A 13,652-nucleotide genomic window follows, 5' to 3' on the forward strand; every position below is an offset into this window, starting at 1 on the left:
CCCGTCACGGACGGCCGCCCCCTCGCCGCCTCCCCTTCTTTCGTATATCCCGTACCGGCGGGTGATCCGGACACACGTGTACGTAGGGACGCTTTCCTGCGACTTCCTCCTCGGCGACGTACGGTCGCTGAAGGAGAAGCGCTCCGTCGTCCGCCCGATCGTCGCGGAGCTGATCCGCAAGTACGCGGTGACCGCCGCGGAGGTCGGGCACCAGGACCTGTACCGCAGGACCGTGATCGGCCTGGCGACGGTCTCCGGGGACGCCGGGCACCTCACCGACGTGCTGGACCGGTGCGAGCGGATGCTCGCCGCCCGGCCGGAGGTGGAGCTGCTGACCGTACGGCGGCGGATCCACCACGAAGACGACGAGTAGACAAGTGGGCAAGGAGACGGACCAGTGGCCGACAACGCACGGGCGAAGCGCTTGGCGGACCTCATCCGTGAGGTCGTGGCCGAGAAGCTGCAGCGGGGCATCAAGGACCCGCGGCTCGGCTCCCGGGTGACCATCACCGACACGCGCGTCACCGGCGACCTGCGGGAGGCGACCGTCTTCTACACGGTGTACGGCGACGACGAGGAGCGGGAGCAGGCCGCGAAGGGGCTGGAGAGCGCCAAGGGCGTCCTGCGCTCCGCGGTCGGCGCCGCGGCCGGGGTGAAGTTCACGCCCACGCTGGCGTTCGTGCCGGACGCGCTGCCGGAGAACGCCAAGAACATCGACGACGTGCTGGCCCGCGCCCGGCAGCAGGACGAGCAGGTGCGGTCCGCCGCCGCGGGCGCGGAGTACGCGGCGGGCGCGGACCCGTACCGGCGGGACCGCGACGAGGACGCGGACGGCGCGGACGGCGACGGCGAGCCGGGCACCGACGGCGGCGGTCCGGTGGGCCGCGCCGCGGGCGGCGGCGCGGACGGGGGCCCGGCGGGGGCATGAGGCACAAGCAGACCGGCCCGGACGGCCTTGTCCTCGTCGACAAGCCCGCCGGGCTGACCTCGCACGACGTCGTCGGCCGGCTGCGCAGGCTGGCCCGTACCCGGCGCGTGGGCCACGCCGGGACGCTGGACCCGATGGCGACGGGCGTGCTCGTCGTCGGCGTGGAGAAGGCGACCCGGCTGCTCGGCCACCTCGCGCTCACCGACAAGGAGTACCGGGCCACGATCCGGCTCGGCCAGACGACCGTGACCGACGACGCCGAGGGCGACGTCACCGCCGCCGCCGACGCCGGGGACCTGCCGCCGGGCGCGGTCGACGCCGGCATCGCCGGGCTGACCGGCGACCTCATGCAGGTCCCGGCGGCGGTCAGCGCGATCAAGGTGGACGGCAAGCGGTCGTACAAGCGGGTGCTGGACGGTGAGGATGTGGAGCTGGCGGCCCGGCCGGTGACCGTCAGCACGTTCGTGCTGCACGACGCCCGGCCGGCGACGGCCGGGGACGGCACCCGGGTGACGGACCTGGACGTGACGGTGGTGTGCTCCTCCGGCACGTACATCCGCGCCCTGGCCCGCGACCTCGGCGCCGGACTGGGCGTCGGCGGCCACCTCACCGCGCTGCGCCGCACCCGCGTCGGCCCGTACGGGCTGGACCGGGCGCGGACGCTGACGCAGCTGGAGGAGCGGCTGGACGTGCTGCCGATCGGCGAGGCCGCCGCGGCGGCGTTCCCGCGCTGGGACGTGGACGCCGACCAGGCGCGGCTGCTGTCGCACGGGGTGCGGGTGGCGGTGCCGGAGGGGCTGGCGGAGGGGCCGAACGCGGTGTTCGGCCCGGACGGGCGGTTCCTGGCGCTGGTGGAGCCGGCCGGGGGGCGGGCGAAGGCGCTGGCGGTGTTCGCGTAGGACCGGCCCGGGCGCCGGGCCCGCGGCGGCGGTCATCCGCCGAACGGGTGTCCCCGGGGGCGCATCGTGCCATTCCCGTTTCCCGTGATCAGCCGGTGGCAAGCCATGCCCTGGGCCCACCAGGGGAGGCTGGTCGTTGCCGCACTCATCGCCGCCGCCGCGCGCGCCCGGCACCGTCGTACGCATCCGCGACCTCGCCGGCCGCCCGCGGGGCACCGGATTCCTGGTCGACGCCGCGGGCACGCTGCTCACCAGCCACGAGGCCGTGGACGGACTTCCCCGGCTGGTGCTGCACGCCCCCGAGGACGCGCGGACGTGGCTGGTCGAGGCCGCGGACGTCACCGCGCTGCCGGGCGCCGACCTCGCGGTCGTACGCGCCGGAGGGCTGGCCGGCGCCCGGCCGTTCGCGCTCGCCGCGGCCGGGGCCGAGGACGGGGCGGAGGTCGCCGTCGCGCTGCCGCGGGCGGAGCGGGTGCCGGGCCGGGTGGTGGCCGCCGCCCCGGCCACGTACACCGCCACCGACCGCTACCACCTCCTCGACGGGGTGCTGCAACTCGCCCTCGCCCCGCACGAGTCGCTGCGCACGGGCGGGGAGGCGAGCGGGGCGCCGGTCGTGGACGCGGCGAGCGGCGCGGTGGTGGCGGTGGTCGGCACGGCCCTGCACGCGGGCCGCGGCGGAGTCGCCCACGCGGTGCCGCTGCGCGGGGCGCCGGACGACGCGTCCGGGACGTTGGCGGCGGCGCTGGACCGGAGCGGGGCGCAGGTGGCGGCGTACGGGCGGGACCTGAACCTGGCGGGGGCGCTGGAACTGGGGGCGGGTGCCGTCGGTCCGGGACACCCGGCGGGGCCCCTGGGGCTGAGGGGTGGGGGGAGCTTCGGGGGCCAGGGGGGTCCGGGAAGCCCGGTGGATGCCGCGGCGTCGGCGGGGGCCGGGGACGCGGCGGGAGTCGGGGGCTTCGGCGGCGGAGCCGGCCCCGGGCGGGGGGAGCCCGTCGAACGGTCCGCGGTGCGGGCGGAGTACGGGCGCTTCTTCGACGGCCCCGCGCGCGTCCTCGCGCTCGTCGGCGCCCCCGGCACCGGCCGGTCCACCGAACTCGCCGGCCTCGCCGCACGCCGCGCCGCCGACGCGGCGCCCGCGCCGTCGGTGCGCCTGCGCGGGGCCGACCTCAAGGTCGCGGACGCGGGGGTGCGCGACGCCGTGGCCCGCTCGCTGCGCGCCGCCGCCCGCGCGGTGACCGCCGCCGCGGGCCCCGCCGGCTGCGCGGGCGACCCGGCGACGGCGAGCCCGGAGGCGGTCGCCGCCCGGGCACAGGCGGCGGGGCGGCCGTTGCTCGTACTCCTCGACGCCCCGGAGGAGATGCCGCCGGTGCTCGGGCACGCGCTGGGGGAGTGGACGGCGCACACGGCGGGATGGCTGCGCGAGCACGGTGTCCGGCTGGTGCTGGCGTGCCGGCCGGAGTACTGGGAGCGGGCCGGCGGGCTGTTCCCGGTGGAGACGCTGCACGCGGGAGCGGCGGGGCCGGACACGCTGCCGCCGTGCGTGCCGCTGGGGGACTTCACGGCGGCGGAGGCCCGGCAGGCCCGCGCCCGCCTCGGCGTCCCCGCCATCGCCCTCCACCCGGCCGAGGCCGGCCACCCGCTGACGCTGCGGCTGCTGGCCGAGGTCCGGGGAGCGCTGGCGGAGGACGGCGCGGCGGCCCCGCGCGGGGCCGGGCGGGGGGTGGCCGGGGCGGCTTCCCCGCGGGCCGGAGCGGGGTCGGCGGGGACCGGGACGCCCGGGGCCGGTGCGGATCCCGTCGGGGGCGGAGTGGGGTCGCCGGGCGTGTGCCCGGGGCCGTCGGACGGGGGCGGGCCTGCCGGGGCGGCGGCGGTTTCGCCGGTGGCCGGGGTGGAGCCGGCGGGGGCGGGCGCGGGTTCGGCTCCCGCGGCTTGGGTGCCGGGCGAGGCGGAGCCGGTCGGGGGCGAGACGGAACCCGCGGGCGCGAGTCCGGGTGCGGCGGGGTATCCCGGCCATGACTCCGCCTTCGGCTGGACCGGGGGTGATCTGTCGGGCGCCGCTGAAGACCCGGTGACGGGGCGTGGCGGGGCGGAGTCGTCGGGTGTGAGCCCGGGTGCGGCGGGGTGCGCGGCCGCCGGGGCGGCGGCTTCGTCGCGGCCCGGAGTGCAGGCAGCGGGAGCGGGCACCGCCTCGTTGGCGGCGGCGGGTTCGCCGGGCGAAGCCGGGTCCGACTCGGCTTCGCGCGGCTCCGCGCACCCCGGGGGGGTGGGTCCTGCCCGGTACGGGGCAGGGGCGGCGGGGCACGCTCCGCTGCCGGGGTCCGCGGCAGCGTCGGCAGCGCAGAGCATCGACTCCGCGCCGGGCGGTGCGGGACCGCGGCGGTGGGAGGTGTTCGAGTCGTACTTCGCCCTCGTCTGCCTGCGCATCGCCTCCCGGCTCGCCCACCGCGCCGGTCCCGCCGGCCCCCGCGGGGCCGCCGTCGGGCGGCTCGCCGCCTACGTGGCCGGGCAGGCGCACGAGGCGGCGCGGCGGTGCCTGGGGCCGGGGCAGGGGGAGCTGGAGCGGGCGGCGTTCGAGGAGCTGTTCCCGTGGCGGGTGCCGGACCCCGTCGCCGGACTCACCGGGTGGGCCGACGCGGTGCTCGCCGAGGGGCTGCTCGTGCCCGCCGGCGCCGGTTACCGCTTCGCGCACGAGGAGTTCGCCGACTGGCTGGAGGGCGCGCACCTCGACGTCGACGCCGCCCTCGCCGTCCTCGTCCACCGCACCTCCGAGCGCTGGCGCCCCGGCGACCTGCCGTCCTCCGCCGACGGCGGCGGCCGCCCGGGCGCCGGGGGGCGCGCGCTGCCGGTGCCGCCGCACCGCATCGGGCCGTGCGTCGAAGCGCTGCTGCTGCTGGAGCGCCGGCACGGGCGTACGGAGCTGGCCCACCGGCTGACCGGCCTGCTGGCCGCCGCCGACTCCGCCGCCGCGCGGCGCACCGCGTTCCCGGAGCCGCGCCCCGCGCCCGGGGCGGCGGACGGGCCCGCCGCACCGGGCGGCGGCTGGTGGGGCGCTCACCTGCTGGCCGGGACCCTGCTGCGGGTGCCCGACGCGCGCCCGTACCGGCAGGTCCTCCGGCGCCTCGCGGCCTGCCTCGCCGACCACGCCGCCCGCTTCGGCGGCACCGCCGGACTCCCCGACGTGCTCGCCCCCTTCGGCCCGGAGTTCTTCTCCCGGCTGCCCCTCCCGCTCGCCGACCGGCTCGACCTGCTGCGCCTGCTGGTGCCCGCCGACACCCGCCGCCCGTCCGCGTACCTGACCGCCGCCGGCGACCTGCTCGACGCCGACCCCGCCGCCGCGCAGCCGCTGCTCGTCGCCTGGTTCGACGACGTACGCGACCTGCCCGCCGGCGGCGCCACCGTCGCCGACGCCGCCCAGGCGCTCCTCCACACCCACCGCGCCCGCGCCGTCGACGGCCTCGCCGACACCCTCGTCGCCGCCGCCCACCCGCGGGCCGCCGAACTCCTCGCCGCGCTCGCCGAGGACGAGCCCGCCGCCCTCTGCCGCGCCGTGGACCGCTGGGCGCGCGACCCGCGGGCGGAGCGGCGGGCCGCCGCCGCGGCGTACGCGCCGGGGGCCGCCCGGCACGCGCGCGGCGCCGCCGACCGCGCGCTGCTGCGCCGCGCCGCCGAGGCCCTGCTCGCGTGCGCCGACGACGGCTCCCTCCACGGCCCCGCCCTCGCCGTCCTCCTCCGCGACCCCGGCAGCCGCGCCGCCCATCTGCCGCGCGCCCTGTCCCTCTTCGCCGCCGACGACCCGCACCTCGCCCCCGCCGACCTCGCCCCCGCCCTCGCCACCCACGCCGCCCCCGTCCTCGACGCCTTTCGCGACCGCCTCCACCGCCCCGGCGGCGGCGCCGCCGACGTGCTGCGCACCCTCGCGCGGGTACGCGCCCCCGCCCCCGCGACCGCGCGGGGCGCCGCGGACCTCGTCCGCGAGTACGTCGACCGGCACCCCGAAGGCGCCGGTGCCGCCGCCGACTTCGTCGACCGGCGGCTGGAGCACGGGCAGCCGGACCGGGACGTGCTCCTCCCGCTCGCGGTGGACCTGCTGACCGCGCGGTCGCCGGTGGTGCGCCGCGCGCTGGCCCCGGTCGTCGCCGACCCCGGGACCCCTGCCTCCCGGGTGCTGCGCCGCGAGCTGCTGGACGTGCTGCTGGACCGGGAGCGGGAGCCCGCCGTGCTCGACGCGCTGCTCGCGGCGGTCGGCCGCACGGCGGAGCGGCGCGAGCAGCGGCGCACCCGGGACCTCGTGCGGCGGATCGGGCTGCTGCTGACCCGGACGCCGGAGGGGGCGGCGGTGTTCGACCGGCGGCTGGTGGCGCTGGCCGGGCAGACGCCGTCGTTCGGGGAGCAGCTGCGCGGCTGGCTGGCGGCGGACCGGGACGCCTGGGCGGCGCTGCTGGGCCCGGGCGCGCAGCTCGCGGTGGGCGGGGCGCACCCGCGGCGGGCGTGCTGACCGCGGCCCAGGCGGCGCCCGGGTCCGGTGCCGGGGCGCGCGCATGGCAGTCTTGTGTTCCACAATCCTGTACGCACGGACGACGCGACCGAGGAGCGGGCACAGTGCAGCGCTGGCGTGGCTTGGAGGACATCCCCGAGGGGTGGGGGCGCAGCGTCGTCACCATCGGCTCGTTCGACGGCGTGCACCGCGGCCACCAGCTGATCATCGGCCGGACGGTGGAGCGCGCGCGGGAGCTGGGGGTGGCGGCGGTCGTCGTGACGTTCGACCCGCACCCCAGCGAGGTCGTACGCCCCGGCAGCCACCCGCCGCTGCTGGCCGCGCACCACCGGCGGGCGGAGCTGATGGCGGACCTCGGCGTGGACGCGCTGCTGATCCTGCCGTTCACCGCGGAGTTCTCGAAGCTGGCGCCGGCGGACTTCGTGGTGAAGGTGCTGGTCGACAAGCTGCACGCGCGGGCGGTGGTGGAGGGGCCGAACTTCCGCTTCGGCCACAAGGCCGCCGGCGACGTCGCGTTCCTCGCCTCGCTCGGCGAGACGTACGACTACGCCGTGGACGTCGTCGACCTCCAGCTCAGCGGCGCCGCGGGCGACGGCGAGCCGTTCTCCTCGACGCTCGCCCGGCGGCTGATCGCCGACGGCGACTTGGCGGGGGCGGCGGAGGTGCTGGGCCGGCCGCACCGGGTGGAGGGCGTGGTCGTACGCGGCGCGCAGCGCGGCCGGCAGCTGGGCTTCCCGACGGCCAACCTGGAGACCCTGCCGCACACCGCGGTCCCCGCGGACGGCGTGTACGCGGGCTGGCTGGACGCCGCGGGCGAGCGGATGCCGGCGGCGATCTCGGTCGGTACGAACCCGCAGTTCGACGGCACGGAGCGGACGGTGGAGGCGTACGCGCTGGACCGCGACGACCTCGACCTGTACGGGCTGCACGTGGCGGTCGACTTCCTGGCCTTCGTCCGCGGGCAGGAGCGCTTCGACACCGTCGAGGACCTGAAGGCCCGGATGCGCCAGGACGTCGACACCTGCCGCGAGCTGACCGCCGGCCCGGGGGGCCGTCCGGCCCCTGCCGGACACGCGTAGAACGCCGCTACGTTCCCCGCCTGCACCCACGTGACAGGGGGGATCATGAGCACCTATCCGAACCAGCCCGGCAGACCCCGCCCACCCGCGCCGCCGCCCGGCCCGGCCCTGCGGAACCGCAAGATCCGGATCATCGCCGTCGTGGTCGGCGTCCTCGTCGTCTTCGGCATCGGAGCCGCCGCCGGCGGCAGCGGCGGCGAGGCGGACACCGCGGACGGGACGCCGACCGCCACGGCCACCGCCACCGTCGAGTCCACCGTGACGGTCACCGCGTCGCCTGCGCCCGCGCCCACCGTCACCAGGACGGAGAAGGTCGAGGTCGAGGTGACGGAGACCGAGACCGTCACCGCAGAGCCCCCACCGGACCCCGGCGCCGCGGAGGGCGGCGGCAACACCTCCGGGTACCCGGACGGCCCGCCGCCCGGCGCCGACGTCGACTGCGGCGACCTGCCGGGCCCGGTGTGGGTCGGCGGCAGCGATCCCCACCGCCTCGACCGGGACGGCGACGGCATCGGCTGCGACGGGAACTGATCCGCGCCGGAGCCGCCGTCCCGGCGACCGGGCTACGTCGCCGGGGCCGCGGCTCCGGCCAGGTGGCAGGCCACCCCCGCGGCGGTTCCGTCCAGCACCGGGAGGTCCGTGCCGCGGCAGGCGTCCGCGACGCCCGCCGCGGCCGCCGCGCCGGAGGCGAGCTGCTGGCAGCGGGCGTGGAACCGGCAGCCGCCAGGGATCCGCGCCGGGTCCGGCGGCTCGCCGGTCAGCACCACCGGCTCCGTCCCCGACTCCGGCAGCACCGACAGCAGGGCCTTCGTGTACGGGTGCCGCGGCGCGGTCAGCACCTCCTCCACCGGGCCCGCCTCCACGATCCGGCCCAGGTACATCACCGCCACCCGGTCCGCGATGTTCCACGCCAGCCCCAGGTCGTGCGTGACGACCAGCGCCGACAGCCCCAGCTGGTCGCGCAGCCGCAGCAGCAGCGCCAGGATCTCGCCGCGCACCGAGGCGTCGAGCGACGCCACCGGCTCGTCGGCGACGATCAGCTGCGGGTCGAGGACGAGCGCGCCGGCGATGACGACGCGCTGCCGCTGCCCGCCGGACAGCTCGTGCGGGTAGCGCAGGAAGAACCGCTCCGGCGGCCGCAGCCCGGCGCGGGAGAGCGCGGAGGCCACGGCGGCGTGCTCGTCGCCCGGGCGGCCGTGGATGCGCAGGCCCTCGGCGACCGCGTCGTAGACGGTGTGCCGCGGGTTGAGCGACCCGCTGGGGTCCTGGAGCACGAGCTGCACCCGCCGGCGGTACGCCCGGAGCGCCCGGCTGCCGTACGACAGCGGGGAGCCGCGGAAGGAGACCGTGCCGGCGGTGGGGCGGACCAGGCCGAGGAGCGCGCGGGCGAGGGTCGTCTTGCCGCAGCCGGACTCGCCGACGAGCGCGACGATCTCGCCGGCGCCGATGGACAGGTTCACGCCGTCGACGGCACGGGCGGCCGAAGCGCCGTGCCGCCCGGGGAAGACGACCCGCAGCCCGCCGGCCGAGAGCAGCGGCCCGGCGGCACCGCCCTCCTCACGTACGTCCCCGGGGCGCGCGTCCTCGTCGGGTGCGCCCTCCTTGCGTACGTCCGCCGCGTCGGTTCTCCCGTCCCGTACGGCCTCCTTCCGCACCCCGGGCCCGCCGCCCGCGCCACCCGCGCTCCCCGCCGCCTGCTCCGCCGACTCCCCGCTCACCGTGCCTCCTTGACGCTGACGCTCTCCACGTGCACACACGCCGCCCGCCTGCCCGGCCCCGCCGTCCGCAGCCCGGGGTCGTCCGCCGCGCAGCTCTCCAGCGCCACCGGGCAGCGCGGGTGGAACGCGCAGCCGCCCGGCAGCCGCGCCGGGTCCGGCGGGTCGCCCGGGAGGCCCTGCGGGGCGCGGCGGTCCGCGGTGCGGCCGACGGTCGGGAACGCCGCCGCCAGCGCGCCGCTGTACGGGTGCTCCGCCGCCGTGAACACCCGCTGCGCCGGGCCCTCCTCGACGATCCGGCCCGCGTACATCACCGCCAGCCGGTCGCAGGTGTCGGAGAGCACCGCCAGGTCGTGACTGATCATCAGCAGGCTGATGCCGTGGTCGGCGACCAGCCGCTCGATCAGCCGCAGGATCTGCGCCTGGATCATCACGTCCAGCGCCGTCGTCGGCTCGTCGGCGATGATCAGCCGCGGGTCGCACGCCAGCGCCATCGCGATCATCACCCGCTGCCGCTGGCCCCCGGACAGCTCGTGCGGGTACGCGCCGCCGCGCGCCGCCGGCAGCCCGACCTGCTCCAGCAGCCCCTCCGCCCGCCGCCGGGCCGCGGCCTGCGAGGTCTCCAGCCGGTGCAGCAGGATCGGCTCGGCGATCTGGTCGCGGACCCGGTGGACGGCGTTGAGCGAGTGCATCGCGCCCTGGAAGACGATCGACGCGCCCGCCCAGCGCACCGCCCGCAGCCGCCCCCAGGACATGCTGAGCACGTCCTCGCCGTCGAGCAGGATCTCCCCCCGCAGCCGGGCCGTGCGCGGCAGCAGCCGCAGCAGCGCCAGCGCCAGCGTGGACTTGCCGCAGCCCGACTCGCCGGCGAGGCCGAGCTTGCGCCCGGCGGCCAGGGTGAGGTCGACGCCGCGCACCGCGGGGACGGCGGCGGCGCCCGTACCGTACGTCACGTGCAGGTCCCGCACGTCGAGGAGCGTCACCGGTTTCCTCCGAGGATGCCTCGGGCTTCAGCTTGGTGAGGAATCGGGGGCCGGCGGAGCAGGGCAGGGAACGGGGGTTCGCCGCCGGGGTGGAAGACCGCTCCGTGACGGTGGTGAGGCGGCCCGTAGCGATGAAGAGCTCTCAACTGTCAGTCCTCCCGGATAGATTGGCGAACATGACGATGAAAGCGCAGACGGGCGAGGATGCCGGGCACGCCCGGTACACGTACCGCCTGCGCCTTTCGTCGTCGGCCCGGCGCGCAGTCGAGGCCGAGTGGGACCGATGCCGGTGGCTGTGGAACGAATGTGTCGCGAAGTCCAGGGCCGTGCACGCGTACAACAAGGCCACCGGCAAGAAGACGACGTGTGGCCCGGCGCAGCTTGACAAGATGCTGACCGCGACCCGCAAGACCACGGCGTGGCTGAGTGAGGGCTCCAGTGTTCCTCAGCAGCAGTTGCTGCGGGACTTCGGCAAGTCGAGGGCGAAGGCACAGAAGGACATCAGGGAACGGCTGCCTGTGCGGCAGCGGGCGGGGATGCCCCGATGGAAGAAGAAGCGCGAAGCCAGGCCGACCCTCAACTACACCCGGCGCGGTTTCCGCCTCAAGAACGGCTGCCTGCACCTCGCGGGCGGAATCATCCTTCGGGTGGTGTGGTCGCGGAGCCTGCCAGGGCCCCCGTCCAGCGTGCGCGTATACCAGGACACGACTGGCGCCTGGTACTGCTCCTTCGTCGTTCCCGCCATGACGGAGGCACTGCCCGAAACCGGACGTGTGATCGGTGTCGACTGGGGTGTGCAGGAGACCGCGACCACCACGTCCGACACGCACGCCCTTCCCCACCCGCAGCACGGAAAGAGAGCCGCCGCCAAGCTGAGCCGGTACGACCGGATGATGGCCCGCCGCAAACCAGCGAAGGGACAGCCCGGATCGAAGGGCTACCGCGAGGCGAAGAAGCGGCGCGCGAAAGCGTACAAGAAGGTCGCCCGGCAACGTGAGGACACCGGGCGCAAATGGGCCAAGAAGGTCGTCCGGGACCACGACCGCCTGGCGGTCGAGGACTTCCGCCCCAAGTTCCTTGTGAAGTCGACCATGGCGAGGAAGGCCGCCGACGCCGCCATCGGTGCCACCAAGCGTGCCCTGATCGAGATGAGCCGCAAGCACGGCCGTTCCGTGTACCTGGTACATCCCGCGCACACCACGATGGACTGCGCGCACTGCATGACGAGAGCCAAGCATGCATTGCCGCTGGGTGAGCGCACCTACACTTGCACCGCGTGTGGAACCGTGAGCCCACGGGACAAGAACTCCGCGCACGTGATGCTCATCCGGGCGGGTCTGAGCCCGGCAGGTGCTGAGGGTGTAAGACCTCCCGGGCCGCTGGCCCGGAAGGCAGCCTGAGCCTGGAATCCCCACACACGCCGCGAGGAAGCCCCGCGAGGGGCACACGGCCGCAAGGCCGGGCGGGAACCTTCCGTCCGCAGGCGGGGGAGCAGTCAATTCGCCACCCCCAGCTTCGGGTTGAGCACGGACTCCAGCGCCCGGCCGGCCAGCGTGAAGCAGAGGGCGACCACCGCGATGGCGATGCCCGGCGGCACCAGGAACGACCAGTGCCCGGAGCTGATCGCGCCCGCCTCGCGGGCGTCCTGGAGCATGCCGCCCCAGGAGATGACCTGCGGGTCGCCCAGGCCGAGGAACGCGAGCGTGGCCTCGGTGAGGATCGCCTCGGAGATCACCAGCGTGGTCTGGGCGAGGACCAGCGGCATCACGTTCGGCAGCACGTGCCGGACCATGATGTGGGTGTGGCCGCCGCCCAGCGCCCGGGCCCGTTCGACGTACGGGCGCTGCTCGATGGCCAGCGTCTGCGCCCGCACCAGCCGCGCCGTCTTGGGCCAGGCCGCCACCCCGATCGCGATGATGATCGTGGTGACCGACCGGGACATCACCGTGGCCAGCACGATCGCCAGCACCAGCGTGGGCATGACGAGGAAGAAGTCGGTGACGCGCATGACCAGCCCGGACAGCCAGCCGCCGTAGTGGCCGGCGACCATGCCGACGAGGGTGCCGATGCCGACGGTCAGCGCGGCGGCCAGCAGCCCGACGGTGAGCGAGATGCGCGCCCCGTGGATCAGCAGGTCGAGCACCGACCGGCCGAACTGGTCGGTGCCGAGCGGGAACTCGGCGCTGGGGTTCTCCAGCGCCGTGCCCGGCGCGTCCGTGACGCTGTCGGCGTCGGCGCCGGCCAGCAGCGGCGCGGCCAGCGCGACGCACGCGATGACGACGAGCGCGACGAGGCCCACGAGCCCCGCCCGCTGCCGCCGGTACGCGCGCCAGAAGCGCGCCGCGGAGCGGCGGCGGCGGGCCCACGCCAGCGACCCGGTGCCGGCGGCGGTGGAATCGGCGGCGGGCGGGAGGGCGGGGTCGACGCCTCCCGGCTCCTTGCCCAGTGCTTCGGTGCTCATCGGCCCACCCGGGGATCGAACAGCGGATAGATCAGGTCGGCGATCACGCTCATCAGGATCATCGAGCCCGCGTAGACGATGAACAGGCCCTGGATCAGCGGCAGGTCGGGGACGCTCAGCGCCTGGTAGAACAGCCCGCCGAGGCCCGGCCAGGAGAAGACCGTCTCCACCAGGATGGAGCCGGCCGCGATGAAGCCGAGGTTGACGAAGACGAGCGTGATCGTCGGCAGCATCGCGTTCGGCACGGCGTGCCGGCGGCGTACGAGGTCGTCGCGCAGCCCCTTGGCGCGGGCGGCCGTCAGATAGTCGCTGCCCATCTCGTCGAGCAGCGAGGAGCGCATGACCAGCAGCGTCTGCGCGTAGCAGGCGGCGACCAGGGTGAGCACCGGCAGCACCATGTGGTGCACCACGTCCACGACGTACGCGAAGCCCTCCTTGCCGCCGGACTCCATGCCGCCGGTGGGGAACAACCCGGGGATGGGGCCGGCGCCGACGGAGAAGACGATGATGAGCAGCATCCCGAGCCAGAAGTGCGGCACCGACCAGAAGGTGAGCGCGACGCCCGTGTTCACCTTGTCGCCGGTCCCGCCGTGCCGCCAGGCGGCGCGGGTGCCCAGCCACAGGCCGAGCGCGCTGTAGAGGACGACCGCGGTGCCGGTGAGCAGCAGCGTGGCCGGCACCCGCTCCCGGATGAGGTCCAGCACCGGCTCGTTGAACTGGTACGAGCTGCCGAGGTCGCCGGTCAGCGCGTTGCCGACGTAGTGCGTGAACTGCTCCCACAGCGGCAGGTCGAGCCCGTAGTGACGGCGCAGCGCGGCGAGTTGCTCCGCGTCGACCTTGCGGCCGTGGGTCATCGTCTTGACCGGGTCGCCGGGGATGATCCGGAAGAGGAAGAAGCTGGTGACGAGGATGGCGAAGAGGGAGACCGCGGCGCCGGCGAGCTTGCCCGCCACGTAGGAGAGGTAGGCGCGGCGGGAGCTGCCGCCCGCGGGGCCGCGGGCGTCGGGTGCCGTCTTGACGACGGCGGGGGTGGCGGGTGCGTCTGCCGTTGACATGGCCCTCGCTTTGCTGGGGTGCCGTCCGGGTGCGTGG

General features: G+C 76.4%; 11 protein-coding genes. 7 read left to right on the forward strand and 4 right to left on the reverse strand.

Annotated elements, in window-relative coordinates:
- Positions 1–76 precede the first annotated feature (76 nt).
- From ACHZ99_RS13330 to ACHZ99_RS13355, 6 genes are all read left to right on the forward strand, one after another.
- Positions 77–373 carry a DUF503 domain-containing protein gene (locus ACHZ99_RS13330; RefSeq protein WP_420304737.1) on the forward strand — a complete coding sequence of 99 codons (297 nt, stop codon included), beginning with the start codon at positions 77–79 and terminating at the stop codon, positions 371–373.
- Positions 374–397: 24 nt separating this feature from the next.
- Positions 398–928, forward strand: a complete 531-nt coding sequence (gene rbfA / locus ACHZ99_RS13335; RefSeq protein ID WP_420304738.1) for a 30S ribosome-binding factor RbfA — start codon at positions 398–400, stop codon at positions 926–928.
- Complete coding sequence (gene truB, locus ACHZ99_RS13340) at positions 925–1,827, forward strand: tRNA pseudouridine(55) synthase TruB (RefSeq protein ID WP_420304739.1); 903 nt, start codon at positions 925–927, stop codon at positions 1,825–1,827. Before rbfA ends, truB begins: the two co-directional genes overlap by 4 nt.
- A gap of 136 nt (positions 1,828–1,963) precedes the next feature.
- The gene (locus ACHZ99_RS13345; RefSeq protein WP_420304740.1) at positions 1,964–6,322 is read left to right on the forward strand and encodes a serine protease; all 4,359 of its coding nucleotides are present in this window, start codon (positions 1,964–1,966) and stop codon (positions 6,320–6,322) included.
- Positions 6,323–6,426: 104 nt separating this feature from the next.
- Positions 6,427–7,401: a bifunctional riboflavin kinase/FAD synthetase gene (locus ACHZ99_RS13350; RefSeq protein ID WP_420304741.1), complete on the forward strand. Its 975-nt coding sequence runs from the start codon at positions 6,427–6,429 to the stop codon at positions 7,399–7,401.
- A 45-nt stretch (positions 7,402–7,446) separates the two neighbouring features.
- Positions 7,447–7,932, forward strand: a complete 486-nt coding sequence (locus ACHZ99_RS13355) for a hypothetical protein (protein ID WP_420304742.1) — start codon at positions 7,447–7,449, stop codon at positions 7,930–7,932.
- Between the two features lie 32 nt (positions 7,933–7,964).
- Here the strand turns inward: ACHZ99_RS13355 and ACHZ99_RS13360 are convergent, their stop codons facing one another.
- Together ACHZ99_RS13360 and ACHZ99_RS13365 are read right to left on the reverse strand one after the other, a co-directional pair.
- The gene (locus tag ACHZ99_RS13360) at positions 7,965–9,119 is read right to left on the reverse strand and encodes an ABC transporter ATP-binding protein (RefSeq protein WP_420304743.1); all 1,155 of its coding nucleotides are present in this window, start codon (positions 9,117–9,119) and stop codon (positions 7,965–7,967) included.
- Entirely contained in the window at positions 9,116–10,099 is a 984-nt protein-coding gene (locus ACHZ99_RS13365; protein ID WP_420304744.1) for an ABC transporter ATP-binding protein, read from the reverse strand. The genes ACHZ99_RS13360 and ACHZ99_RS13365 overlap by 4 nt, the downstream gene beginning before the upstream one ends.
- Before the next feature lie 176 nt (positions 10,100–10,275).
- Here ACHZ99_RS13365 and ACHZ99_RS13370 point away from each other — a divergent pair, with 176 nt between their 5' ends.
- Positions 10,276–11,499, forward strand: coding sequence for an RNA-guided endonuclease InsQ/TnpB family protein (locus ACHZ99_RS13370; RefSeq protein ID WP_420304745.1), 1,224 nt, complete (start codon positions 10,276–10,278; stop codon positions 11,497–11,499).
- Positions 11,500–11,594: 95 nt separating this feature from the next.
- On the opposite strand, the gene ACHZ99_RS13375 is transcribed toward ACHZ99_RS13370, so the two are convergent.
- Together ACHZ99_RS13375 and ACHZ99_RS13380 are read right to left on the reverse strand one after the other, a co-directional pair.
- Complete coding sequence (locus ACHZ99_RS13375) at positions 11,595–12,560, reverse strand: ABC transporter permease (protein WP_420304746.1); 966 nt, start codon at positions 12,558–12,560, stop codon at positions 11,595–11,597.
- Positions 12,557–13,615 (reverse strand): ABC transporter permease, encoded by a 1,059-nt coding sequence (locus ACHZ99_RS13380; RefSeq protein WP_420304747.1) that lies wholly within the window; start codon positions 13,613–13,615, stop codon positions 12,557–12,559. The genes ACHZ99_RS13375 and ACHZ99_RS13380 overlap by 4 nt, the downstream gene beginning before the upstream one ends.
- Positions 13,616–13,652 lie beyond the last annotated feature (37 nt).

The sequence above is a fragment of the Streptomyces sp. MAR4 CNX-425 genome, assembly GCF_048656465.1.
Taxonomy (GTDB): domain Bacteria; phylum Actinomycetota; class Actinomycetes; order Streptomycetales; family Streptomycetaceae; genus Streptomyces.